Genomic DNA, 25,335 nt, shown 5'->3' with positions numbered 1-25,335 from the left:
TATGCGTTAGAAACTGGTTTCTTTTTATATTCTTTAAAACATTGAAATCTATGTTTCTATGTGTTTAAAAAAATAATTCATTACATTTAAAATGTGTAATCTACATTTATTTAATATGAAAATAAAAAATAAAATATTGGCATTCGGATTGATTTTAATATCAATTTCTGCCAATTCACAAAACAAAACCTTCCAAAAAGACGAATTCAAACAATGGGCACAAACCCCGCCAATGGGCTGGAACAGCTGGGATTGTTACGGACCAACCGTTGAAGAACACGAAGTAAAAGCCAACGCCGATTATATGGCTAAAAATCTAAAGAAATTTGGCTGGGAATATATTGTGGTAGATATTCGATGGTTTGTAGAAAATGATAAAGCAGGAGGTTATAACCAAACAGACCCGCGTTATGTAATCGATCAATACGGAAGATATTTACCGGCTATAAACCGTTTTCCATCAGCAAAAGACGGAAATGGTTTCAAACCTTTAGCCGATTATATCCATAAAAAAGGACTGAAATTCGGAATCCATATCATGCGCGGAATCCCGAAAAAAGCAGTTGAAGACAAACTACCAATAAAAGGTGCAAACGGAATTACGGCAGACCAAATTTATACGACAGCTTTGCAATGCGAATGGCTAAAAGACAATTATACAATTCTTGCAGACAAACCAGGTGCGCAGGAATATTACAATTCTATTTTTGAATTGTATGCACAATGGGGCGTTGATTTTATTAAAATTGATGATTTATCAAGACCCTATCACGAAGGCGAAATCAACTTAATAAGAAATGCAATCGACAAAAGCGGACGTAAAATTGTTTTAAGTACTTCACCGGGAGAAACACCAATCGAAGCAGCACCACACGTAACCACGCACGCCAATATGTGGCGTATGGTTGACGATGTTTGGGACACTTGGCCGCACATAACGCATTTAATGGACGTGGCGCAAAAATGGTATCCATACATTGCACCGGGAACATGGCCGGATTGCGATATGATTCCGCTTGGACGTATTTCAGTAAGAGGAGAACGAGGCGAAGACAGAATGACTCGTTTAACAAAAGACGAACAATACACGTTGATTACGTTTTTCAATATCTTTAAATCACCATTATTTTTTGGCGGAGATTTACCAAGTAACGACGCTTTTACTTTGTCATTATTAACGAACAAAAATGTGGTAAAAATGCACAATGAAAGCACAGCCATAAAACAACTTTTCCAAAGGGATGGTAAAATTGCCGTAACTTCAAAAAATGCAAAAGACGGCAGTATTTATTTGGCTTTATTTAATATTTCAGATTCGGCTTCACAGAATGTTTCAGTAAATCTTTCTGATCTTGATATTTCAGGACAAGCGGATATTTTAAATATGTGGACTAACGAAAAATCTAAAACAACATCAACAACAATTGCAGCCGATTTAAAACCGCACAGTTCCGTTTTATATCAAATAAAAAGTAAAAAATAATGAAGAAAGCACATTTTAGCCTTGTATTATTTTTATCGATTTTTAATTTTCTACAAGCCCAGAATACAAAAGGAATTCCACCCGTAATTGCAGAAAAAGATTTAACAGCCTATTTGTTTGTTTATTTCACAGGAAATTCTGTTGAAGAAGAAGCCGTTCGTTTTGCCGTTAGTGCCGACGGTTATCATTATTATCATCTCAACGATAACAAACCAGTTTTAGACAGCAAAACAATAAGTTCAACCGGAGGCGTTCGTGATCCGCATATTTTAAGAGGCGACGACGGAAAAACTTTTTATATGGTTTTAACCGATATGACTTCTTCAAAAGGTTGGGACAGTAATCGTGCAATGGTTTTACTAAAAAGTACCGATTTAGTAAATTGGAAAAGCAGTGTAGTAAATATTCAAACCGCTTTTTCAGGAAACGAAAACCTAAAACGAGTTTGGGCGCCGCAGACTATTTATGATGCTAAAGCCGGAAAATATTTAATTTATTTCAGTCTGCAATATGCAGGAGAACCGGATAAAATTTATTACGCTTACGCGAATAAAGATTTCACAGCTCTGGAAAGTGCACCAAAATTATTATTTGTTCCAAAATCTGAAAGAGCCTGCATTGACGGTGATATAATTGAAAAAGACGGCGTTTATCATCTTTTTTATAAAACAGAAACGGAAACCGCAGGAATAAAAGTAGCCACAACAACCGATTTAACTTCGGGAAAATGGACTGAAAATGATAATTATTTGCAGCAGACAAAAGACGGAGTTGAAGGTTCAAGCGTTTTCAAACTAAACAATTCAGACGAATATATCCTGATGTATGATGTTTATACAAAAGGAAAATATCAGTTTACAAAAACCAAAGATTTAGAAAACTTTACCGTAATTGATAATGATATTTCGATGGATTTTAATCCGCGTCACGGAACGATTTTACCAATTACGCGTTCTGAATTAAAAAGAATCACTGACAAATGGGGAACGCCAGCAAAATATCCGAAAGTAAACAATAACCCAGCTTTAGAAGGCTATTATGCTGATCCGGAAATTCTGTACTCCAACAAAACAAAAAAATACTATATCTACCCAACAAGTGATGGTTTTGACGGTTGGTCTGGAAATTACTTCAAGACGTTTTCTTCGGATAATTTAAAAGACTGGAAAGACGAAGGAATTATTCTCGATCTTCGAAAAGATGTAAGCTGGGCAAACCGAAATGCGTGGGCGCCTTGTATTGTAGAGAAAAAGATAAAAGGCAAATACCAATATTTTTATTATTTCACAGCAGCGCAAAAAATAGGCGTGGCAGTTTCAGATAATCCGAATGGACCTTTTAAAGACAGCGGAAAAGCATTAATAAGCACAAGACCCGAAGGTGTAAAAGGCGGTCAGGAAATTGATCCTGATGTTTTTACAGATCCTAAAACCGGAAAAAGTTATTTGTACTGGGGAAATGGATATATGGCTGTCGCCGAATTGAATCCCGATATGGTTTCTCTTAAAAAAGGAACAACAAAAGTAATTACAGTTGATGATACTTTTCGCGAAGGAACTTATATAATTTACAGAAAAGGAACGTATTATTTCCTGTGGAGCGAAGACGATACCAGAAGCCCAAATTATAAAGTGAGATACGGAACTTCAAAATCGCCTTTAGGACCAATTGAAATTCCGAAAAATAATATAGTGATTCAGGGAAAACCAGATATTGGAATTCACGCAACCGGACATAATTCGGTTTTACAAATTCCAAATAAAGACGAATGGTATTTTGTTTACCATAGATTTTCCTATCCAACCGGAATTAAAATGGGAGACGCAGGAGGATTTCATCGTGAAGTCTGCATCGATAAATTAGAGTTTAATCCAGACGGAAGTATAAAAGAAGTAATCCCAACTCATGCCGGAGTCGACGGTTTAAAATAAATTTTGTAACTTTATCCTTTCTAAAAAGCCATTCTTCACAAAGGAGTGGCTTTTTTTGTGCATTAGTTATATAAGTAAAACGCCATATTGAATTTTTAAATCATAAGGTAAAATTTATAATTAGATTTAATTACAACCTCTGGTTATATTCTATAAGCTGACTTGTAAGAAAAAAAAGCTGATTATGCGTAATATTGCGAAATGATGTGCTGTTTACCACTGCAGCATTTTCAAATGTATTCATTTAAGCCGAAAACAATTTTTTAGAAAACTTTCTCACCAGGTTTTCTTTAAAGAGATTTAATTATTTATCATTATGTTCATTTCCCTCACTCATGATCAGGTACAATTTCAGTACGGATCAAAACAATGGCAGTACAATTTTAATGAAATTGTAGAACTTGGACTGCTCAAAAAAAAGAAAACCTATCTTTTTGAAAACGGCGCTTTTACAGCCGTAACTGTCTTAGCCTATTACTGCATGATTTTCACCAATGTAATGGAGCTGTATTATTTAATTCCAACTTTATTGTGCTATTCTTTTTTGATTATTATGAGATTTAATAATAAATCAGAATTTGACTATTTTGTGATTGTAAAAGACATTTACAAAAAAGAAACTAAAGTAAAAATAAGCGCTTTAGACCGGCCAATAATTGGAAAACAAATCGACCAGTATTTAAATTTCGAATTCGAACGGATTTTAAAAACAACAAACTAATATAGCAATGAACCAACTATTAACGGAGATTTCCAGTTACGATCTGGCTTTTATAGTTATTGCTCTCGTATATGGTTTCATAATTATAATCAGAAAAAAATAAACAAATCCTGTTTCACCGACCTACAGAAACAGCATTTGTAATTACTTCAAAAAAATAAAGCTGCAATACCCCCTAAGTTCAGTTGCGGCTGTTTAAGTTACAAACGCCCTCCCTCCAAATCAAACTTATGGCAACTTCAATAAAAAACAAAATAAAAAGCATTAGAGAGTTAAAAAATTACACTCAGGAATATATGGCAGATCAACTTGGTGTCACTCAGGCAGGTTATAGTAAAATAGAAAAAGGAAGAACAATATTATCCTATGTTAAATTAGTAGAAATAGCACGGATTTTAGAAGTAAGTGTTGAAGATATTATAAGTTTTGACAGTCAGAGATATTTCAACAACTATAATACCGTAAAAGGAAACAGTAACAACGGAAGCATATTAATTAATTCCAGCAATGATGAAGCATTAAAAGAACTCTATGAAGATAAAATAAAACTTCTCGAAAAACTTTTAAACAAAACAGAAGAAGAACTGGACCGCTATAAAATGAAGTTTGGTCATATATAAACTAAAAACGAGGCTTCAGAGCCTCGTTTTTTTTTAAATATTTTTTGGAATTATGCAGTCTGATCATCTGTATCTGCATCAGGAGCGTTCTTTTTTACTGACTCGATTCCGTTTTCTCTCGCAGAAGTACTTTCATACATTTCACTTGCCCCAATATTTTGTCCGTTGCTTGCTTTTAGGTTAAAATAGGGTTTGCCATTACTAGACTCTTTTCTGTCATAACGATTATCGTCCTGAGAGTTTGTTTTAACAGATTCAATTCCGTTTAAGGCCGCTGCTTTTGTCGAATAACCTTCGCTGGTCAAAATGGTCTGGCCGTTACCAGCTTTTAAATTGAATTGAAATTCACCATTGGTTCTTTTAGTAATTACAAATTTTCCCATGTAGTTTTTTATTAAGTTAACTAAAATATTTTGCTATTGATAAAAATACAAAACTTCATAATACAAATGCTATTGCAACAAAAAATAATCATTTATAATTTGTTAAGTTAATTAGTTTTTTAAATAGGAAAATTCCTTAAATTTGAAATAATATTAAAATTAAAGAATATGAAAAATGTATTGATTTTGCTAATAACTGCAATTCAGTTTTTATCTTGCAACAGCAAGAAAAATGAGGAAAAAACGAATATTGCAGCACCAGATTCAACAAGTGTAAAAGTCGAAAAAAACACAGCCGAAAATGTTTTGGTTTACGAAGGACTATTGCCTTGTGCAGATTGCAGCGGTATTCAAACCGTTCTTAAAATTTATCAGGGAAACGGAACAATGGAAGGACAAAAATTTGAATTATCAAGTATTTACAAAGGAAAATCGCCTGAAAAAGAGTTTGTTGAAAAAGGAAATTTTAATACAGAACGAGGTTTAGAAAACGATCCCGACGGAACTATTTTTGTTTTGAATTGGGACAAACCTGTCGAAAAACAATCGTATTATGGTTATTTAAGTTCAGACACAAAAAAGATCTATATGCTGGACCGCGACAGAAAAATAATAAAATCAAAACTGAATTATTCTTTAGATTTAAAAAAATAAATCAAGCCGATTTTTAATTAAGAATATTATAAACTTAAATAGCTTTACTGCCTTTAAGTTTATAATATTTTTTATTTTTAGAGAATGAAAGATCATCAATACCAATTTCTGTTGATGGACATTTATTTTTATGAAAGAAATCAGCGAAATTCTTAAAGCATACACAGAAGCAAAATCGGCCGGAAAAAAAACAGCTCTCGCAACAGTCGTTAAAGTTGAAGGATCGTCGTATCGCCAGCCCGGAGCACGCATGCTTGTAACAGAAGATGGAGAACTAACAGGAGCTATAAGCGGCGGCTGCCTTGAAGGCGATGCATTACGAAAAGCACTGCTGTCCATTCATCAAAAACAAAATAAATTAATTACCTACAATACGAATAATGAAGACGATATTGAAGTAGGTTTACAGCTTGGCTGCAACGGAATTGTTCATATTCTATTTGAATATATTGATGAAGAAGCATCAAAAAATCCCATACAGCTTTTACAGCAATTAGAATTAGAAAGAAAAGAAGCCGTAGTTGTGACTATTTTCTCTTTAAAAAGAAATGCCATTCAGCAAGGAACAACACTTTTTTACAGAGAAGAAAATCAAATTTTATCTCATAATGATGAGGTTCTAGATTTGATTTCAGATGTAAATGAAGTCTTGAAAAGTAAAACATCAATTGTAAAAAAACTTCAGACAGAAAACGAAAACGAAGCTTTAATAGAATATATAAATCCGCCAATTTCACTTGTAATTGCCGGAGCAGGAAATGATGTTCAGCCTTTGGTTAAAATGGCATCCATTCTAGGCTGGAAAATTACGGTTGGTGACGGACGTGCGACACATGCAATCGAAAAACGTTTTCCAAAAGCAGACAAAGTAAATGCAGTAAAACCAGAAGAATTTCTGGAAAATATTACCATTGATAATCAAACGTATTTTGTTTTGATAACCCACAATTACAAATACGATCTGGCAGTTTTAAAATTACTTTTAAAAACAGACTGCCAGTATATTGGAATCCTCGGTCCAAAAACAAAATTAAACCGGATGTTCGATGATCTTCAAAATGAAGGAATTAATGTAAGCGAAGAACAATTAGAGCGTATTTACAGTCCGGTTGGATTAGACATTGGAGCAGAAACTTCAGAAGAAATTGCCCTTTCGATTGTATCAGAAATTAAAGCTTTTTCGGCAGGAAAAACCGGAACTTCTTTAAAATATAAAGCAGGTAAAATTCATGACGAAATTCATTATGAAAGATCAATTTCAAAATAAAACCGCTATTATAATTTTAGCTGCTGGGAATTCTTCAAGACTAGGAAGACCAAAGCAGTTATTAGAATATAAAGACTCAACACTTTTAAAAAACACCATTTCTGAAGCTCTAAAAGTACCCAATTCACTTACAATTGTGGTAATGGGAGCCAATCATAATGAAGTAGAAAAAGAACTTAATACAACAGAAATAAACATTTGTTTTAATCCCGAATGGGAAACCGGAATGTCCTCTTCAGTCATAAAAGGATTAAATGAATTATTGCTCCTAAATCCAGATTGTGATGAATGTATTTTTGCCGTTTGTGATCAGCCTTTTGTCACCAATTTAGTTTTTGAAAATTTAATATTCGAATATTATAAAACTGAAAAAGGAATTATAGCTTCGGCTTATTCCGAAACCTTAGGAAATCCGGTTTTATTCCATAAAAAATACTTTAATGAATTACTTGAATTGAGCGGTCAGGAAGGAGCAAAAAAAATCATTAAAAAGTATTTAGAAGATACAGTTTCAGTTCCTTTTGTAAAAGGTAATATTGATATTGATACAGAAGAAGATTACAACAAGTTAATTTCTGAGTAGCTATATGTTTTAATCTCGCAAAGTCGCAGAGTCGCAAAGTTTTTAAGATTTATTTTCAATTGCCTCCAGCTTTAGCTGGAGGTTCTAAGCAAAAAACAGAAAAGGCTTTAGCCAAACTAACCGAAGTTTGGCTAAAGCCTTTTTAACCTTAATCTATTTCTTCCTCCAGTTAAAACTGGAGGCAACTAATAAAAAACTTTGCGTCTCTGCGACTTTGCGAGATTATTTCTCAAAGCAAACAAAAAACTTAGTGCCTTAGCGTCTTAGTGGCAAATTCTCTCGCCAAAGTCAAAACCCGCTCAACAGCAATATCAATTTCCTCCAAAGTAGTAAATCTTCCCAAACTAAACCGAATCGAACTCAAAGCCTCTTCATCAGACAATCCCATAGCTTTTAAAACATGCGAAGGTTCAGACGTAACCGCCGAACAAGAAGCCCCATTCGAAACCGAAATATTCCCCAAAGCCATAATAAGCTTTTCCGAATTTACACCTGGAAAACAAATATTTGAAGTATTATAAATTCGGTTTTGAATATTTCCATTTATAAAAGAACCTTCAAATTGCAATAAACCCTTTTCTAGTTTATTACGTAATATTTCTATTCTGTTTTTAGCTGTTTCTAATTCATTTACAGCTATTTCAGCAGCTTTACCTAAACCGATAATTCCGGGTACGTTAAGCGTTCCGCTGCGTAATTTTCGCTGATGTCCGCCGCCCGTAATTTGAGGAAGTAATTTTAGTTTGGCTTTCGCCGAAACATACAAAGCACCAACACCTTTTGGTCCATAAAATTTATGTGCCGACAATGTCAAAAGATCAATTCCAAGAGCTTTTACATCAATCGGAATTCTTCCGACTACCTGAGTTGCATCACACAAAAACAACACATTTTTACTTTTAAGAATCGCAGAAATTTCGCTGACATTTTGTATGACACCTGTTTCATTATTAGAAAGCATTCCTATGAAAACCAGTGTTTTATCTGTAATAATTTCATTTAAAAGATTAAGATCTAAAACCCCTTCACGATCAACAGGTAAGTAGCTGACTTCAAAGCCTATACTTTCCATGAAACGACAAGTTTCTAGAACTGCTTTGTGTTCTGTAGCAACAGTTACAATATGTTTTCGACTCTGATCAGCCAGACCTTTTATCGCCAGATTTATCGCTTCTGTAGCACCCGAAGTAAAAATAATTTCATCAGCATCGGCATTAATCAAATCAGCAGTTTGCCAGGCAGCATTTTCAACAGCTTCGTTTACCGATAATCCTGCAATATGCTGACTAGTAGAATTGGCATAAAAATCAGTAAAATAGGGTAGCATAGCTTTTAAGACCCGTTCATCAACACGGGTGGTGGCATTATTATCGAGGTAAATATGTTGTTGATGTGGCATAATTAAAAGCTTAATCTTGTAAAAATACAATTTTCAATGTAAATAATAAATCTGTTTCTGTGTGTAGTTTTTTTAACCGCAAAGGGCGCTAAGGGTTTTTAACGCAAAGAGCGCAAAGGTTTTTATCGCAAAGGGCGCAAAGTTTTTTTTTAAGTTAATTATCTAGATAATTGCAAAGTTCGCAAAGCTGGAATTGACAAAGCTTTGCGAACTTTGCCTTCGCTTAACATAATGTGAGATAAAAAACCTTTGCGAACTTTGCGTTAAAAAAAAGCACACCAAAATCCAGCTTTGTGAACTTTGCATTCGCTTACATAAAGTGAGATAAAAAAAACTTTGCGCACTTTGCGTTAAAAAAACACCCCAATATTCAAATCCCAGCTTTGCGAACTTTGTCTTCGCTTAACATAAAGTGAGATAAAAAATCTTTGCGCGCTTTGCGTTAAAAAACACCCGCCGAATATCAATTCCAGCTTTGCGAACTTTGCCTTCGCTCAACACAATGTGAGATAAAAAACCTTAGCGTTCTTTGCGTTAAAACCCACACCGAAATTGTAATTATTCTAAATAAGCACAATGTTTGAATTTCATAACTTTTTGTGGATTAAGATTGTTAAATTTGTTAGAATACCCAAGAGTTTTTGCTAATTTAAAAGAGAGATGGAATGGCTTCTAAAAAAACAAATCCAGATAAAGTAACAGAGAATGATTCAAATTCCCGTCGTGACTTTATAAAAAAATCAGGACTTTTTACCGCCCTTGCTCTGGCGCCGCCTTCACTGGTTATGGCTTCAGAGAATAAGTGGGATGAAAAAATAGCGGAGTATTTAGAAACAGTACCGCTTTCTATCGAAGTAAATGGCAAAAAACACAATCTTAATATCGAGCCGAGAACCACTTTACTCGATTTATTAAGAGAACAATTATTGTTGACCGGAACAAAAAAAGGCTGTGACCACGGACAATGCGGTGCGTGTACGGTTCACGTAAATGGAACCCGAATTTTGTCCTGCCTGACTTTGGCAACCATGCAGCAAAACGCTCAGGTTACTACAATCGAAGGACTTTCAAAAGGAAAAAAACTGCACCCAATGCAGGAAGCTTTTATTAAGCACGACGGATTTCAATGCGGTTATTGTACACCGGGACAAATCATGTCGGGAATTGCCTGTATCAAAGAAGGTCATGCGAATAGTCGAGAAGAAATCAGAGAATATATGAGCGGAAACATCTGTCGATGCGGCGCTTATCATAATATCGTTGATGCAATAACTGAAGTGAAGGAAGGAGGAAAGGAATTATGAAAAATTTTCAAATAATTAAAGCATTATCTTCAAGTTCAGCGGTATCGAATATCAGCAAAGAAAAAGAAGCTATGTTTATTGCCGGCGGAACAAATTTGGTAGATTTAATGAAAAAGAATGTGGTGGCTCCAGACAAACTGGTTGACATTACAGGATTAGATTTAAAGAAAATAGAATTCCTAACCGGAAAAGTTTCAATAGGAGCCTTAGCTAAAAACAGTCAAGTTGCCGAAGATGCATCCATAAAAGAAAAACATCCTTTGCTGGCTTTGGCTTTAGCAGCCGGAGCATCCCAGCAAATCAGACACATGGCAACTGTTGGTGGTAATATGCTGCAAAAAACACGTTGTTCCTATTTTTATAATACGGATATGCCATGCAATAAACGAACTCCCAAAAGTGGCTGCGGTGCCATTGGAGGTTCTAATAGAATGCACGCTATTTTTGGAGCTTCAGACAGCTGCATTGCCGTTCACCCAAGTGATATGTGTGTGGCATTGGCGGCATTAGATGCAACTGTTTTAGTCGAAGGACCAAAAGGAAAACGACAAATAAAATTCACAGATTTTCATCGTCTGCCGGGAAATACTCCTGAGAAAGACAATACTTTAGAAAATAAAGAATTAATTACTTCGGTAGAAATTCCGGATAATAATTTTACTAAAAATGTACATTATTTAAAAGTTCGCGACAGAACGAGTTATGCTTTTGCATTAGTTTCTGTTGCAGCGGCTTTAGATATAAAAAATAATGTAATAAATGATGTTCGACTGGCAATGGGAGGTGTAGCGCATAAACCCTGGAGATTAACTGAAGCAGAAGAATTCCTAAAAGGGAAAACAGTTTCAGAAGAGATATTTAAAAAAGCGGCAGATTTGTCAATGAAAGGTGCGAAAGCATACGGCGGCAATGATTTTAAACTAACGCTTGGTCCAAATGCAATAACAGAAGCACTTACAATAGCAGCATCAAAATAATTAGAATTATGAGCAAAACAAGTAATATTAATAGAGTTGACGGATTTGCTAAAGTAACAGGATCAGCAACTTATTCTGCCGAATATAAAACGCCAGGAGTAGTTTATGCATGCTTGGTGGGAAGTACAATTGCAAAAGGAAGAGTCAAAACCATAGATACTAAAAAAGCAGAATGGGCGCCGGGAGTTCTCGCTGTCATTACGCACTTAAATGTAGACAAACCTTCCGGATACCAAAAAGCAAAAGACAAACATAATTTTGGACAGCCGTTGCAGATTTTCAAAGATGATTCGGTTTTGTATTACGATCAGCCAATTGCGTTGGTAATTGCCGATACTTTTGAGCGTATGCAATATGCAGCGAGTTTAATTAAAGCCGATTATTTTAAAGAAGAACATTCGACTGAACTTCAAAAAGCTGCGGATAAAGAGAAAAAAGTTGAAACAGATAAAGGGAATGATTACCACAGAGGAGTTCATGACGGTTACAAAAATGCAGAAGTAATTTTAGAAGCCGATTATACGATTCCAACTGAAGTTCATAACCCAATGGAATTGGCGAATATTATCGCAAAATGGGACGGAAATAAACCCATTTTATATACCAAAAGTCAAGGCGTTGAAGGAACGCGAAAAAGTGTTGCAGGAGTTTTTGGAGTGCCGGTTGAAGATGTAGAAGTACACTCTGAATATCTTGGAGGAGCATTTGGAATGGGATTACACACTTGGCCGTATGAAATTGCAGCATTAATTGGGGCAAAGAAATTGAACCGCCCTGTAAAATTAGTTTTGCACCGCGAGCAAATGTTTACCAATGTTGGTTTCAGGCCTTATACGATTCAAAAAATGGGTCTTGGTGCAACAAAAGCTGGGAAACTTACAGGTTTGACTCACGAAGCCGTTGCGATGACTTCCAGTTATGAAGATTTCATGGAAGGAACCGTAAATATGTCCCGATTTATTTACGATTGCGAAAATGTTTCAACACGTTACAGAATTGTTCCGTTAGACACTTGTACACCAATCTGGATGCGTGGGCCGGGCGAGGCTACAGGTTCTTTTGCATTAGAATGTGCGATGGATGAAATGGCCTATAAATTAAATTTAGATCCAATAGAATTTCGAAAATTGAATTATGCTGAGAAAGATTTGGAACAAAATAAACCGTGGAGCAGTAAATATCTTTTAGAATGTTACGAAGGCGGAATGGAACGCATTGGCTGGAAAAACCGTAAAAACGAACCTGGTTCTGTAAAAGAAGGAGAATGGCTAGTAGGTTACGGAATGGGAACCGGAACTTTTGGCTGTTATAGAAGTCCAACTTCTGTAAAAGCAAAATTCTTACCCGATGGAAATTTAGTGCTGCAGTGCAGTGTCAACGATATGGGACCGGGAACGGCAACTATGATGACGGCAATTGGTGCTGAAATTACTGGTTTACCTGCAGAAAATGTGATCATTGAAATGGGAAAAAGCGGATTACCAAAAGGCCCAACACAAGGAGGATCGGCAACGACTTCGTCTGTTGGTTCTGCGGTTCATGATGCTTGTAATTTGTTGGTAAGTAAAGTATTGGGATTAGCGACTGAAAATCCTGCTTTGAAAGGAACTCCAATTACAGATTTAACTTTTGCAAATGGAATTGTTTCTTCAACAAAAGATACCGCTAAAACTGTTGCTTTAACTTCTTTGCTTAGTGCAAATAAATTAGATGGGTTAGAAGTTGAAAATCAATCAAAAGGAACAGAAGAAGCTAAGAAATATTCGATTTATTCGTTTTCAGTGCACTTTGTAAAAGTATTAGTAAATCCGAATTTGGGTAAAATACGTTTGGCGCATGTTGTTTCGTGTGCTGATATTGGAACAGTTATCAACCAAAAAACTTCTGCTGGACAAATGTACGGCGGTGCAGTAGGAGGTATCGGAATGGGATTAATGGAAGCATTGGAAATCGATCATCGTTTTGGACGTCCAATCAACAATAATTTCGCCGATTATCATGTTCCCGTAAATGCCGATATTGAAAAACAGGAAGTTTTCTTCGTTAATAAAAAAGACCCAATCAGCAACCCAATGGGAACGAAAGGTCTTGGTGAAACGGCTTTGGTTGGAATGGCGCCTGCAATTGCAAATGCTGTTTTTAACGCCACAGGAAAACGTGTACGAGATTTGCCAATTACGCTGGATAAAATTATAGAAACCGTTAAGGTTTAAAACAAAAAAGAGACATTGAAAAATGAACTGCCCCCAAATAGTGTCTAACTTTTTGGGGGCAGTTCAAAATGGCTCTTTTTTTTATATCTGAAAATGATTAATTATTTAACCGTAATAGGCAATTCAGCAGTTGTTTTATCCCACCCAATAACTAGATTAGCTACATTACCCTGAGTTGTAAAAGCAATTGATAAAGCTTCGATTACTTCATTTACTGATTTTACAGGAACAGAAACTCTTACAACATCTTTACTTTCATCATAAGCGTAAGCACCCCATAAGTCCAATTCTTTATTGATAATAATTGTCCATTTATCTTTTTCAGGAATTGCAAATAAACTGTAAGTACCTGCAGCAATATTTTTACCACCAATTGTTACTGCTTTGTAAAATTTAATTTCAGTATTTTCATTAGCACCAACTCTCCAAACTTCACCAAACTTCACGATATCTCCAAAAATAGTTCTTCCTTTTACAGAAGGTCTTGCGTAGATAACTTTTACAACCGGACTAGGATTGTCTGTTTTTTTGAATTTAACTGCTTTGTTTGGGAAATAAGAAATATCAACCGGACTTGCATCAAGCGGAGCAAATTTTACTACATCTTGAGCTTGAACTGTAAAGGCAGCAAATAAAGTAACTGCCATTAAATAAAATTTTTTCATAAGGTTACAATTTTTAGAATAACCACAAAGTAAGTTAATAATGAAGAAAAATCATATAAATACAGTCTGTTTTTTGTTAATGAATTGGTAATGGTTCTTAATTTATTTTTCTTCTTTTTTCTTTTTGTCGTACCAATTCTGCATAATGTAAAAAGCTTTCTTCTTTTCACCGTCATTTGAGATTAGACCTTTACGATTGTAACCGTCCTGAATGCCCGGAAGTAATCTTTTTGGAGATCTGAAATCAACTAAAATCCACGGACTTAATCCGCTTAAGTGAGGGATTTTTTCAATCATTTTCAAATTCTGAATGTATAAATATTCCTGGTATTCTTCTGTCCAGCGTTCGGTTTTATCTCCGTGAAAGCCAGCTTTTGCATCACCTCCAAATTCCGAAACAAAAACAGGTTTGTTGTATGGCGTAGTCCAGAATGTTTTTTCAGCATTTTCTAAGTTACCGCCGTACCAGCCTAAATATTGGTTGAAAGCAATAATATCAAGCGATTTACCAATTTCATCGTCAATTTTTCCGTTACGCGTTAATAAAGCCGCACTAATTAATCTTGTATTATCAAGAGATTTTGTATGCGTTACTAAATTCGTGATAAAAGTATTTCTGGCATCAGAAATAGGAGTTTCATTTGCCATAGACCAAATCACAATACTGGCTCTGTTTTTATCTCTGGTAATTGCAGCGGTTAATTGATCCTGAGCATTTTGGTACGTGTTTTTGTTTGTGAATTCTACCGTCCAGTAAACCGGAATTTCTTCCCAAACCATTAATCCCATTTTATCAGCCTCTCTAATAATGTTTTCGTTATGTGGATAATGCGCCAAACGAACATAATTACAGCCTAATTCTTTTGCCCAGTTTAGTAAACGTAAAGCATCTTCCTGAGAATTCGCACGTCCGCCTTTTGCATTTTCTTCGTGAATCGAAATTCCTCTTAAAAAGACCTGCTTTCCGTTCAATAAAATTTTGTCTTCTTTTGTTTCAATTGTTCTAAAACCAATTTTATCATTTAATTTCTTTCCGTTAAAATCGATTGTAACATCATATAATTTGGGATTTTCCGGTGACCAATACGAGATTTTTTTCGCTGGAATTTCAAAATTTAAAATTCCGTCAGCGCCAATTTTTCCTTTGTAATTGATTTTTAATTCAGGAATAGAAATCGATGCCTGATTTTGCGTAGGATTCAAATTATTGATTTTGATAAAACCAGAAATAATATTGGCATTATTCTTTTTCAACTGAATCATGTAATCTTCAATAAATGCAGATTCTTCTTCGATTAAAGTGACATCACGCGTAATTCCGCCATAATTCCACCAATCGGTATTAACTGTTGGAACATCTTCTTTATGACGCGTATTATCTACTTTAATAACCAAATAATTGTCTTTTGGCTGTACAATCGCAGTAACTTCATAATTGAATGGAGTAAAACCACCTTCGTGAGTTCCCAGTTTTTTTCCGTTTAAATAAACATCAGCTTTGTAATTGATGGCTCCCAAATAAACGAAAAGGCGTTTATTAGCGACCAAATTATAATCGAAAGATTTTTTGAACCAAACGTTTCCTTCGTAATATTTTAGTTCTGTAACCTGCGAATTCCAGTCGCCGGGAATATTTATTGTTGGCGATTTATCAAAATCATATTCTACTAATTCCTGTTTGTTTACTGCGTGATAATTACTGTAAAAAGCTGATTTTGCTGGTTTTTCCTGTTTATCATATTGGTCAAGGTGAAAGCTGTAAAAGCCTGTTTGATACGGATCAACAATGTAATTCCAAACACCGTTTAAAGAGGTTGTGTTTCGGTTTGGAACGTTTGAAATTAAACCTTGTGATTGTCCGGCAGCGAACGTTGTCAGGAATAATAGTGTTAGGATTTTTTTCATTTTTTGTAATCTTTGGTTTGTGTAATATGTATAGTTCCTACGGAACATTATTTATGGGCGTAATATTCATTTTCAACGGATTTCATCCGTTGCTACCGACCTGTCGTTCCTAACGGAACTTTTTAGATTTACCTTGGGCTTAGTTTGTCATTTCGAGGAACGAGAAATCGCACTAGAATTTCCACAATGTTAATCGCCAATCTTTGTCGATCCCTGCGTGCGATTTCTCCTTCCTCGAAATGACAAACTTCACGCTTATTTTTTAAAATCTTTTTAATTCTTTTAATCTGTGGCAAAAAAAACTTTGTGTCTTAGCGCCTTAGCGGCTAAAAATCTTATTGAACAGGAATCTTCAAATATTCGCCTTTAAAACTTTGGTTAAGCGCCGTCATTTCAATAGGATCATTAGAACCATCAGGAATAACTTCAATAGACGCTTTTCCGTTTGCCATTTTTATCGATTCACTTCCGGTTGGTGTTCCTTGATTCTTTAAGGTTTTTCCACCTTTTAAACATTGAAAATAAACACTTTCTTCATAATCTAAGCAGCGTAAGTTGTTATTATCAATTGCAATTGCCGTAACCAGATAATTACCATTTTTTAGTTTCTCTGAAGACAATTGTAAAGACGAAGCCGTATCATTTTTATTGAAACGATAATTAACCTTAATCGTATCAGAAACCGTTTTACCGTCTTTATTTTTACCTATAGCTAATAAAACATTTTCTCCTTTTTTAAAGTTGACATCCCAAGTTAGCCCGTTTGCAGGATACAGCGAAAGTTTTCTTAGTTTTTCGCCAAGAGATTTTCCGTCATGAAATAAGGTAACTTTTTCGCAGTTACTAAAAACATTTATAGTTCTTGGTGTATTTTCAGGACCTTGACGTTCTGTCCACGTATGCGATTCTATGTAAGCGAAGGGCTCTTTGCCCCAATAACTTTTAAAAACATAATACGCATCTTTCGGATTTCCGTTTCGATCCACCAAACCTTTTTGGTTCATATACGGAATATCATCTTCCGGACGTAAAGGCGTTGCAAAATCCTTAAATGCCCATTGTACATTTCCCACAAAATTTGGGTCATTCTCGGATATATGCAAGTGCCAGTCAAATAAATCAACGATATAATTTTCGCTCCAATCTCCAATTTGGGCAATATTGGCCACTTTAGTCTGTACAATTGCTTCTTCCCAGCCTTCCGCTTTAATAACATTTTCGCCTGTTACTGGGTTTTCGCTGTGACGGCCTACGTGGCTGTCTCCGCCATATTCAGCGTGGATGAAATGTTTGTATTCTTTTTTGTAAACATCAATTGCTTTTTGGTAGCTTTTGTAACTTCCGGAATACCAGCCAGACCAGATAGAAGGGGAGAAGACATCCACAATATGCGAACCTTCATAATATTTTCTAATTGCTGTTTTTCTGGTTGGATCCATTTTATGCGCAATGTCGTTTAACTCGGTTAAAAAGACATTTGTTTTTTCGGTATTGTCTCCGTTTGGAAAATCAGGAAGCCAGTTCATTTCATTTCCAAGCGACCAGATTATAATACTTGGGTGATTGTAATTTTGATTAATGATTTCTTTGAGCATATTTTTAGTGTTTGTCTGCCAAAGTTCATCACCAATTCCGCCGCGGCACCACGGCAATTCATCCCAAACTAAAAGTCCAAGTTCATCGCAGGCTTTATAAATTTCAGGATCTTGCGGATAATGTGCTAAACGAACAAAGTTAGCACCCATATCTTTTATTGATTTCATGTCGGCCCAATGTTGTGCATTGCTCATTGCCGCGCCAACTCCGGCTTGTTCTTCATGGCGATGTGTTCCGCGAATCAATAAACGTTTTCCGTTTAAATAGAAAGGACCATGATCTTTAAACTCAAACCATCTAAAACCTACTTTCTCAGAAACGCTGTCTTTAATTTGATTTTTTTCTGATAAAACAGCCGTTAAGGAATATAAATTTGGTTTTTCGGTATCCCAAAGTTCCGGGTTTTTGATGTTTTCAAAAGTGATTGTCGAAGTTTTATCTGAAACAGGAATAGTTCTACTCGCCACTTTTTTTCCTTTCGGATTTTTAAGTGTTACGGTTAACGATAAATCTTTTGAATTATCTGAATTAATGAAAGAAGAAACAACTTGTACCGAAGCTTTTTTAGCCGAAACTTCTGGCGTAGTAATCTTCAAATTATCAATATGATTTTTGTATTTCGAAACAAACCAAACATCGCGTGTGATTCCGCCATAAATAAAGAAATCACTTTTTTGAGACGGAATAATTTCGATATCGTAACTATTATCAACACGAACAAAAATATCGTTGTTTCCTTCTTTAATAAAGTTGGTAATGTCTATAGAAAAGCCAATATAACCGCCAATATGTCCGCCGGCTTCTTTTCCGTTTACATACACTTTTGTGGTAATATTTGAACCTTCAAAGTATAACGAATACACTTTGTTTTTATCAATTTGCGGAATATTTAATTTCTTTTGATACCAGCTTGCATCACGTCGGTAACCCGGATATAAATCGGTTGCATCTTCGGCGTTCCAGGTATGTGGTAAATTTATAGAAGTCCAGTTTGAAGCCTTTTGAGCTTCGGTAAGATTTGAAGTATGATTTTCAAGATACAGCCAGTTCTCGTTAAAATTCATCTTTGTCTGAGCAAAACTGATGCTCAGACAAATCTGAAAAAAAACAAAAAGCGCAAAAATTGAAAATGTATTGTGTTTATAATTCTTCATGTGTGTTTAGGTTCAAAGGTTCATAGGCTCAGAGGTTCAAAGGTTTTTAGGTTCAAAGGTTCAGAGGCTCAAAAGCTAAAACCTTTGTCGCTTTGTAACTCTGTACCTTTGTACCTTGTATCACTTTTTTCTAAGTAACGCTTCCAGAAAATAATAGTCGGCGTAGATTATTGGTTCGTCAATTTCGTCGTGTTTTGGCCAGTTTCCTGTGCTGTGATCGAATAGAAAAGGAGCCTTAATTTTAGAATCTAAAATATATTTATCAGTTTGAACCGATGCTATTAGTTTATCGGCGAAAGCCAAATAACTTTTATTTTGTGTATAACTGTACAATTCATATAATCCCGATGCCATTACCATCGCGGCAGAAACATCTCGCGGAGAATTTGGAATACTCGGATCTTTTAAATCCCAATACGGAATTCCATCTTCCGGCAGATTTTTATTTGTCATAAAAAACTTTGCTGTCGCTTCGGCTTGTTTTAAATAGGCCGGATCTTTTGTATATCGGTACGACATTGTAAATCCGTAAACTGCCCAGCCTTGCCCGCGCGCCCAAACCGAATCGTCGTTAAAACCTTGTAAAGTAGTTTTCTTTCTAACTTCACCCGTATTCGGATTATAATCAATTACGTGATAACAGCTGTTGTCTGCTCTAAATTGATTTTTTAAAGTGGTATTAGCGTGTTGAATGGCTACGTCACGGTATTTTGGATTTCCTGATAATTTAGATGCTTCAAAAAGTAATTCCAAATTCATCATATTATCAATGATAACCGGATAATCCCAGATTTCTTTATTGAAATCCCAGGAACGAATGGAACCCACTTTTGGATTAAACCTTGTGCATAAAGTTTCGGCGCCTTTAATAATTACCGCTTCGTACTCTTTCTTGTTTTCCACTTTCAGCGCTTCTCCGAAACTGCAAAACACTTTAAAACCTACGTCATGCGAATTACTGTTAACACTTTCCTTTTTGCTGAAAGGAGTCCATTTCTGGGCTTGTTCTTTATATTTTGAGTCGCCTGTTAATCGGTATAACTGCCAAAGATTTCCGGCAAAAAAACCGCTTGTCCAGTCTTTTGAAGGGACTTTGCGAATCTCATTGGTTTTGATATTCATGCTTCTTGGCATCGACAGAGAATCTACCGGATAATCGAGTAACATTTTGTAACGCGTTTCCAGTAAATTATTTGCCGCTGCAGTGCTTTTTGTTTGAGAATTAATCCCGGACTTGCACGCTGTTACCAGCGATGCAAACCCAAGGATTAAAATGAAACTAACTTTATTCATATTACTAATTAATCTAATTTTTAGTTTCTAGACTTTGTTTTTAGACGCGGATTTTACAGATTCGCTTTGCGAAAACGCAGATTTTTGCGAATTTTTTTCTCTCGCAGATTTGGCAGATTTGGCTGATTTTTTTATTTCCAACAGATTTTAAAAAAAATAATTCAATCTGCTCAATCTGTCAAATCTGCGGGAGACAAATTATTGGTGACATAAAAAATCCGTTCAAATCTGCGTTTTCGCGAAGCGAATCCGTCAAATCCGCGTTCAATATAATTATGCTAAATTAATAACCCGGATTATTTGGTTTTAAATTTGGATTTATTGCCAATTCTGTTCCCGGCAATGGCCATAAATAATCTTTGTTTGGATCAAAATTTGCATGCGGTTCTAAACCAGCAGGACCAAACACTTCAGGACCATTTTTCAATCTTTTAATATCATACCATCTAACATATTCAAAAGCAAGTTCTAATCTTCTTTCGTCAATAACCATTTTTTTGAAATCAGCTTTTGACAAACCTGGTGTTACATTTGCAGGGAAAGAAACTAGTCTTCCTCCTTTATTTCTTGCTCTTGCACGAACTCGGTTTACATAACCATCAGCTTCTGTAGTTCCCGGATTAATTTCGTTTAAAGCTTCTGCTGCTGTCAATAAAACTTCGGCATAACGCATTGTAATATAATTATGCTGAGAAGTTCTTCCGTTTGCACCTGCTTTTCCCGGAAAACGGAAATATTTTGCAATATGCGGACGAGGCGCTTTTTCGTTATCACTTGAAGGAAATACCTGCAATGATCCGCCCGGACCGGTTTTCTTTCTAATAATAGTATCAAAACTTACTGCTCTTCTGTAATCTCTTTGATCCCAAGTATTAAATACTTTTAATGACGGAACGGCAACAGAAAATCCTTGTCCGTAGCTATAACTGTCATCTTTTAATGAACCTGTAAAAAACGCTGTATAATCCTGACCGTAATTTCCAGATGTTAAGTTATTAAAATCTACTGTAAATAATGGTTCTTTTAACGAAGCTGCTTTTGTAGCGTTGAATAAATCCTGAAAATCTGCATCAAGACCTAAACCAAATTTAGTTTCGTTTGTAATTACATATTTTGCTTCGTCATACGCTTTTTGATATTGACCCAAAGTTAAATAAACAGAAGCTAAATATCCTGCCGCAGTCCCTTTTCCCGGAACGGCTTTTACTTTTGGTTTGTCATCCAGCCATTGTTTTGCAAATTCAAGATCGGCAATGATTTTTGGATAAACATCTGCTTCTTTTGTTTTGCTGATAGAGTTTACCTGAGAAACATCATTAACCACAAAATCAATGTATGGAATATCTCCAAAAAGGCGTACTAAATGATAGTAAGTAAAGGCTCTTGCAAAATAAGCCTGCGCTACAATTGCGTTTACTTTTGCAGGATCTCCCGGCGTTTTTTTAGCACCTTCAATAGCCTGATTTGCTGCCGTAATGATAACATATGATTGTGGCCAAAAGTTAGCAACAAGTGCATTTGTATCATTCATACTCATATCGTTTACATCGATACGTGCGGCTTGTGTAGTTCTATCACCAATGTCAGACATATCGTCGCGAAGCATTAAGGCAATTGTAAATTCTCGTCCCCAATAATTGTTATGCGCAATGTTAGCAAAAGCTCCGTTTACAGCTGCCTGTAAATCGTCGGTATTATTGAAAAAGTTTTCTGGACGAATGACTCCCACCGGATGTTCTTCTAAATCAGAACATGCAAAAAAGGTAAGTGTTCCCAGGAAAAGAAAAGCTATATATTTTTTCATGATATTTTTATTGTTAGAATTTTACGTTTAGACCCATTGTAAACGTTCTCACGTTTGGATAACCTCCATAATCCAATCCTAAATTGGTATTACTTCTTGAGTTGTTGTCGTTTAAGTAACTCGTTTCAGGGTCAGTTCCAGGATAATCAGTAATGGTCCAAAGGTTTTGTGCACTGATGTAAAAACGAATTTTACTTAATCCGAATTTAGAAACAACTTTCTCATCTAAACTATATCCTAAAGAGATGTTTTTTAAACGAATGTAACTTCCATCATAAACAAATCTTGACGTAACTCTTTTCGTTCTTGCCGCATTTTTAGGAACATTTGTATCTGTATTTGTCGGCGTCCAGGAATCTAAAACTTCAGTTGTAGCATTGTTGTTTCCAGATGCTAATTCCATTAAAGTATAGTTTAGGATTTGTCCGCCTTCTGAACCTTGGAAGAAAATATTCAAATCAAGATTTTTATACGTGAAATCATTGTTTAAACCAAAGATGAAATCAGGATTTGGGTTTCCGATAATCGTTTTATCTTGTGAATCTAATTTTCCGTCACCATTGTAATCCCTGAATTTTTCACCACCCGCAGTTGTTTCAAAATTGCCTGGTAAAGCAGTTTCTCCTTGTTGAAGAACACCATCATAAATGAATCCGAAGAAAGAACCAACCGGCTCACCAACTCTCAAAATTTGAGATTCTGTAGCCAGGAAATGACCTGGAGTTGAGTTGATCAATAAATCTTTATTATCAGCTAATTTTAATACCTTGTTTTTGTTTGAAGAAATATTAAAACTTGTATTCCATGTAAAATCCTGACCGATAAAGTTTTTAGAATTAATACCCAATTCCCATCCTTTGTTTTCTAATTCTCCAACGTTTTGAAGCTGAGATGCAATTCCCGAAACTCCCGGAAGCGGTCTGTTGAATAATAAATCTTTCGTGATCGTTTTATAGTAATCTGCCGTAATGCTGATTCTGTTATCAAATAAACCTAAATCAATTCCGTAATCTTGTTGGTATGAAGTTTCCCATTTCAAATTCGGATTATCCAAAGATGTCAATTGAACCGCATTTACAATTACGTCACCGCTCACATCATAAATTTCAGAGAATCTTGAAAGAGTAGAGTAGGCACCAATTGAAGGATTTCCTGTTGCTCCGTAACTCGCTCTTAATTTAAGATTAGAAATAGTTTTGCTGTCTTTTAAGAAATTTTCTTTCCCAATATTCCATCCAATTGCTCCAGAAGGGAAAGTACCGTATTTGTAGTTTTTACTAAAGCTTGAAGAACCATCTCGTCTGGCCGTAAATGTTAGTAAATACTTATCATCGTAATCAAAATTCAACCTTCCGAAAGCAGAGATTAATTCAGTTTCAGATAAATTAGAATCTGGTTTTAAAAATACAGTTCCTGCACCAAGATTTCTATATGAATTCGTATTTGTTAAAAACCCTCTTGAAGCAGCAAACGAACTTTCGTTTTTGTTCTTTTGGTATGAATAACCTCCCAGAACCGTTAAAACTCCTTTTTCGATAATTTCACGTTTAAAAGTCAAATAATTCTCTGTTAAGAAAGAAGAAAATCTGGTATTGTTTACAGAAGCTTCTCCTTTAATATTTTTTCCTGCAATTAAAGTTGAAGGAATAAATCTTCCTGTTTGAGAGTTGTTATCCGTTAAACCTAAAGTTGTTTTAAAGTCTAAATCTTTAGTGATTTTGTATTGTGCAAAGAAATTGTTTCTGTTTACAATAGAAACTGTTTCCAGAATATTTTCCATTGCAGTTGCATACGGATTATCAATATCGTCACCAATTGGCGCTGTTGTTGTATAGGTTCCGTCTTCATTATAAATTCCTTTGTCTGGCATAAATCTGTAAGCCGATGCAATTACACCCGCAGCTCCAGTTCCTCCGGCTCCAGTCTGGCTCACAATTCCGTCTTTATTTTGTTTACTTGTAAAAGTGTTTAAGCCCACTTTAAATTTAGGGGATAAATCAGCTTCAAGATTAGCAACAATTGTATATCTGTCAATTCCTGAATTAATTACAACACCATTTTGGTTGAAATAAGTTCCGGAAACATAATATTTCACAGTGTCAGATCCGCCTGAAAATGATAATTGTGTATTCGAAATCATTCCGTCACGATAAATAACATCCTGCCAGTCAGTGTTTGCAGGACCTTGTGTATGTGTTGTAAAACTTTTTCTGTAGGCCGCAAACTGATCTGCATCTAATAAATCAAGTTTATTGTTTACAGTCTGAATAGAAGTAGAGTTACTGAATTCAATTACCGGTTTTCCTGGTTTTCCTTTTTTAGTCGTAACCATAATAACCCCGTTTGAACCTCTTGATCCGTAAATTGCCGTTGCCGAAGCATCTTTTAAAACCTCAATAGAAGCAATATCCTGAGGAGCAGGCATTGAAACTCCTGCAAAACCGTCAACCACAACAAGAGCATCTCCACTCGCATTAATCGAAGTTCCGCCACGAACCCTGATTTTTACAGGTGCACCCGGTTCACCACCATTATTACTTTGTACCGAAACCCCTGCTGCACGTCCTTGTAAAGCTTGTTCTGCACTTAGAACCGGATAAGCAGTCAGTTCTTTTGCCGTTACCGAAGATACTGAACCTGTAATGTCGCTCTTTTTACGGGTTCCATAACCCACAACAATTACTTCTTCAAGATTTTTAGTGTCTGGTTTTAAACTTACATTGATGGCAGTTTTGTTTCCAACCGGAATTTCAACACTTTGGTATCCTACGAAATTGAATACTAAAACAGCATTTTTTTCAGAAACAAAAACGGTATAATTTCCATCCATATCTGTAGTAGCTCCAACAGAAGAATTCTTGATATAGACATTAGCACCAGGTAAACCGAGTAAATCTTCGCTCGAAGTTACTTTTCCTGTAACTTTTCTCTCCTGTGCACTCATCATGATAGTTGCCAGTAAAAAAGTTACTAGTAAATACCATCTAAACGATTTAATTTGTTCGTCTGTAAACATTCATTTTTTGGTTTTAAGGTTAATGTTAGAGAAAGTAGAAAAGCAATAGACTCATTCCGATTATCATAATGACAAACAAAATTTGCAGCAATAAAAAGTTTGTTTTCCTGATTTTCATATCGCAAATGTATAGGCCGAAAACGATATAGAAATACAAAAAAGGGTATCTAAAAATACAGATACCCTTTTTTAAGCCCTTTAAAAACGCGGTTTTTAAAATTTATTACAATTAATCCTGTAAGGTTTTCAAAACCTTGTAGGTGTAAATAACTGCAATGTTTTTTAACCGTGCAGGTATTAAAATTATCGTTATGTTTTTAGTGATTGGTAAGTATTGAAATTATACCTACAAGGTTTTGAAAACCTT

The 25,335-nt window shown here is 35.4% G+C and carries 18 protein-coding genes; 10 read left to right on the top strand and 8 right to left on the bottom strand.

Annotated features, from left to right (window positions below; translation table 11 throughout):
- The first annotated feature begins 115 nt into the window (after window positions 1–115).
- From FLAPXU55_RS04040 to FLAPXU55_RS04025, 4 genes are all read left to right on the top strand, one after another.
- Window positions 116–1,483 carry a glycoside hydrolase family 27 protein gene (locus FLAPXU55_RS04040; protein WP_180856688.1) on the top strand — a complete coding sequence of 456 codons (1,368 nt, stop codon included), beginning with the start codon at window positions 116–118 and terminating at the stop codon, window positions 1,481–1,483.
- The gene (locus tag FLAPXU55_RS04035) at window positions 1,483–3,414 is read left to right on the top strand and encodes a family 43 glycosylhydrolase (protein WP_180856687.1); all 1,932 of its coding nucleotides are present in this window, start codon (window positions 1,483–1,485) and stop codon (window positions 3,412–3,414) included. Before FLAPXU55_RS04040 ends, FLAPXU55_RS04035 begins: the two co-directional genes overlap by 1 nt.
- A 316-nt stretch (window positions 3,415–3,730) precedes the next feature.
- Window positions 3,731–4,135, top strand: a complete 405-nt coding sequence (locus tag FLAPXU55_RS04030; protein ID WP_053471963.1) for a hypothetical protein — start codon at window positions 3,731–3,733, stop codon at window positions 4,133–4,135.
- Window positions 4,136–4,365: 230 nt separating this feature from the next.
- Window positions 4,366–4,755 (top strand): helix-turn-helix transcriptional regulator, encoded by a 390-nt coding sequence (locus FLAPXU55_RS04025; RefSeq protein WP_053471962.1) that lies wholly within the window; start codon window positions 4,366–4,368, stop codon window positions 4,753–4,755.
- 50 nt (window positions 4,756–4,805) lie between these two features.
- Here the strand turns inward: FLAPXU55_RS04025 and FLAPXU55_RS04020 are convergent, their stop codons facing one another.
- On the bottom strand, window positions 4,806–5,138 hold the full coding sequence (locus FLAPXU55_RS04020) for a YegP family protein (protein WP_056199036.1): 333 nt from the start codon (window positions 5,136–5,138) through the stop codon (window positions 4,806–4,808).
- 168 nt (window positions 5,139–5,306) lie between these two features.
- Here FLAPXU55_RS04020 and FLAPXU55_RS04015 point away from each other — a divergent pair, with 168 nt between their 5' ends.
- The 3 genes from FLAPXU55_RS04015 to FLAPXU55_RS04005 all read left to right on the top strand — a co-directional run bounded on the left by FLAPXU55_RS04015 (window position 5,307) and on the right by FLAPXU55_RS04005 (window position 7,642).
- On the top strand, window positions 5,307–5,792 hold the full coding sequence (locus tag FLAPXU55_RS04015; protein ID WP_180856686.1) for a copper resistance protein NlpE: 486 nt from the start codon (window positions 5,307–5,309) through the stop codon (window positions 5,790–5,792).
- Window positions 5,793–5,922: 130 nt separating this feature from the next.
- Window positions 5,923–7,059 carry an XdhC family protein gene (locus tag FLAPXU55_RS04010; RefSeq protein ID WP_180856685.1) on the top strand — a complete coding sequence of 379 codons (1,137 nt, stop codon included), beginning with the start codon at window positions 5,923–5,925 and terminating at the stop codon, window positions 7,057–7,059.
- Window positions 7,022–7,642, top strand: a complete 621-nt coding sequence (locus tag FLAPXU55_RS04005; protein ID WP_180856684.1) for a nucleotidyltransferase family protein — start codon at window positions 7,022–7,024, stop codon at window positions 7,640–7,642. Before FLAPXU55_RS04010 ends, FLAPXU55_RS04005 begins: the two co-directional genes overlap by 38 nt.
- A gap of 247 nt (window positions 7,643–7,889) precedes the next feature.
- Here FLAPXU55_RS04005 and FLAPXU55_RS04000 read toward each other — a convergent pair whose 3' ends face one another.
- Window positions 7,890–9,041: a cysteine desulfurase family protein gene (locus FLAPXU55_RS04000; RefSeq protein WP_180856683.1), complete on the bottom strand. Its 1,152-nt coding sequence runs from the start codon at window positions 9,039–9,041 to the stop codon at window positions 7,890–7,892.
- Between the two features lie 665 nt (window positions 9,042–9,706).
- Here FLAPXU55_RS04000 and FLAPXU55_RS03995 point away from each other — a divergent pair.
- Genes FLAPXU55_RS03995 through FLAPXU55_RS03985 form a run of 3 tightly spaced genes read left to right on the top strand, consistent with a single transcriptional unit; the run spans window position 9,707 to window position 13,535 of the window.
- The gene (locus FLAPXU55_RS03995; protein ID WP_180856682.1) at window positions 9,707–10,345 is read left to right on the top strand and encodes a 2Fe-2S iron-sulfur cluster-binding protein; all 639 of its coding nucleotides are present in this window, start codon (window positions 9,707–9,709) and stop codon (window positions 10,343–10,345) included.
- Window positions 10,342–11,322 carry an FAD binding domain-containing protein gene (locus tag FLAPXU55_RS03990; protein ID WP_180856681.1) on the top strand — a complete coding sequence of 327 codons (981 nt, stop codon included), beginning with the start codon at window positions 10,342–10,344 and terminating at the stop codon, window positions 11,320–11,322. Before FLAPXU55_RS03995 ends, FLAPXU55_RS03990 begins: the two co-directional genes overlap by 4 nt.
- Window positions 11,323–11,330: 8 nt before the next feature.
- Window positions 11,331–13,535, top strand: coding sequence for a xanthine dehydrogenase family protein molybdopterin-binding subunit (locus tag FLAPXU55_RS03985; protein WP_180856680.1), 2,205 nt, complete (start codon window positions 11,331–11,333; stop codon window positions 13,533–13,535).
- A gap of 101 nt (window positions 13,536–13,636) precedes the next feature.
- Here the strand turns inward: FLAPXU55_RS03985 and FLAPXU55_RS03980 are convergent, their stop codons facing one another.
- The 6 genes from FLAPXU55_RS03980 to FLAPXU55_RS03955 all read right to left on the bottom strand — a co-directional run bounded on the left by FLAPXU55_RS03980 (window position 13,637) and on the right by FLAPXU55_RS03955 (window position 24,968).
- Window positions 13,637–14,200: a DUF2911 domain-containing protein gene (locus FLAPXU55_RS03980; RefSeq protein ID WP_180856679.1), complete on the bottom strand. Its 564-nt coding sequence runs from the start codon at window positions 14,198–14,200 to the stop codon at window positions 13,637–13,639.
- 102 nt (window positions 14,201–14,302) lie between these two features.
- Entirely contained in the window at window positions 14,303–16,105 is a 1,803-nt protein-coding gene (locus tag FLAPXU55_RS03975; RefSeq protein WP_180856678.1) for a glycoside hydrolase family 2 protein, read from the bottom strand.
- Between the two features lie 335 nt (window positions 16,106–16,440).
- Entirely contained in the window at window positions 16,441–18,765 is a 2,325-nt protein-coding gene (locus FLAPXU55_RS03970) for a glycoside hydrolase family 2 protein (RefSeq protein WP_235991987.1), read from the bottom strand.
- 210 nt (window positions 18,766–18,975) lie between these two features.
- The gene (locus FLAPXU55_RS03965) at window positions 18,976–20,148 is read right to left on the bottom strand and encodes a glycoside hydrolase family 88 protein (RefSeq protein ID WP_180856676.1); all 1,173 of its coding nucleotides are present in this window, start codon (window positions 20,146–20,148) and stop codon (window positions 18,976–18,978) included.
- Window positions 20,149–20,431: 283 nt separating this feature from the next.
- A complete protein-coding gene (locus FLAPXU55_RS03960) occupies window positions 20,432–21,952 on the bottom strand; it encodes a RagB/SusD family nutrient uptake outer membrane protein (RefSeq protein ID WP_180856675.1) in 1,521 nt (506 codons plus the stop codon).
- A gap of 13 nt (window positions 21,953–21,965) precedes the next feature.
- On the bottom strand, window positions 21,966–24,968 hold the full coding sequence (locus FLAPXU55_RS03955) for a SusC/RagA family TonB-linked outer membrane protein (RefSeq protein ID WP_180856674.1): 3,003 nt from the start codon (window positions 24,966–24,968) through the stop codon (window positions 21,966–21,968).
- Between the last annotated feature and the right edge of the window lie 367 nt (window positions 24,969–25,335).

This window comes from Flavobacterium panici (assembly GCF_903819335.1).
GTDB lineage: Bacteria > Bacteroidota > Bacteroidia > Flavobacteriales > Flavobacteriaceae > Flavobacterium > Flavobacterium panici.
The sequence above is the reverse complement of the archived record's forward strand: the minus strand, read 5'-3'. Positions and strand labels throughout refer to the sequence as shown.

Coding starts and splice junctions, on each gene's coding strand:
- FLAPXU55_RS03960 (WP_180856675.1), bottom strand. CDS start 21,952: ATGAAAAAATATATAGCTTTTCTTTTCCTGGGAACACTTACCTTTTTT.
- FLAPXU55_RS03995 (WP_180856682.1), top strand. CDS start 9,707: ATGGCTTCTAAAAAAACAAATCCAGATAAAGTAACAGAGAATGATTCA.
- FLAPXU55_RS03970 (WP_235991987.1), bottom strand. CDS start 18,765: ATGAATTTTAACGAGAACTGGCTGTATCTTGAAAATCATACTTCAAAT.
- FLAPXU55_RS04035 (WP_180856687.1), top strand. CDS start 1,483: ATGAAGAAAGCACATTTTAGCCTTGTATTATTTTTATCGATTTTTAAT.
- FLAPXU55_RS04025 (WP_053471962.1), top strand. CDS start 4,366: ATGGCAACTTCAATAAAAAACAAAATAAAAAGCATTAGAGAGTTAAAA.
- FLAPXU55_RS04010 (WP_180856685.1), top strand. CDS start 5,923: ATGAAAGAAATCAGCGAAATTCTTAAAGCATACACAGAAGCAAAATCG.
- FLAPXU55_RS04015 (WP_180856686.1), top strand. CDS start 5,307: ATGAAAAATGTATTGATTTTGCTAATAACTGCAATTCAGTTTTTATCT.
- FLAPXU55_RS03980 (WP_180856679.1), bottom strand. CDS start 14,200: ATGAAAAAATTTTATTTAATGGCAGTTACTTTATTTGCTGCCTTTACA.
- FLAPXU55_RS03955 (WP_180856674.1), bottom strand. CDS start 24,968: ATGTTTACAGACGAACAAATTAAATCGTTTAGATGGTATTTACTAGTA.
- FLAPXU55_RS03985 (WP_180856680.1), top strand. CDS start 11,331: ATGAGCAAAACAAGTAATATTAATAGAGTTGACGGATTTGCTAAAGTA.
- FLAPXU55_RS04000 (WP_180856683.1), bottom strand. CDS start 9,041: ATGCCACATCAACAACATATTTACCTCGATAATAATGCCACCACCCGT.
- FLAPXU55_RS04020 (WP_056199036.1), bottom strand. CDS start 5,138: ATGGGAAAATTTGTAATTACTAAAAGAACCAATGGTGAATTTCAATTC.
- FLAPXU55_RS04030 (WP_053471963.1), top strand. CDS start 3,731: ATGTTCATTTCCCTCACTCATGATCAGGTACAATTTCAGTACGGATCA.
- FLAPXU55_RS03975 (WP_180856678.1), bottom strand. CDS start 16,105: ATGAAAAAAATCCTAACACTATTATTCCTGACAACGTTCGCTGCCGGA.
- FLAPXU55_RS04040 (WP_180856688.1), top strand. CDS start 116: ATGAAAATAAAAAATAAAATATTGGCATTCGGATTGATTTTAATATCA.
- FLAPXU55_RS03965 (WP_180856676.1), bottom strand. CDS start 20,148: ATGAATAAAGTTAGTTTCATTTTAATCCTTGGGTTTGCATCGCTGGTA.
- FLAPXU55_RS03990 (WP_180856681.1), top strand. CDS start 10,342: ATGAAAAATTTTCAAATAATTAAAGCATTATCTTCAAGTTCAGCGGTA.
- FLAPXU55_RS04005 (WP_180856684.1), top strand. CDS start 7,022: ATGACGAAATTCATTATGAAAGATCAATTTCAAAATAAAACCGCTATT.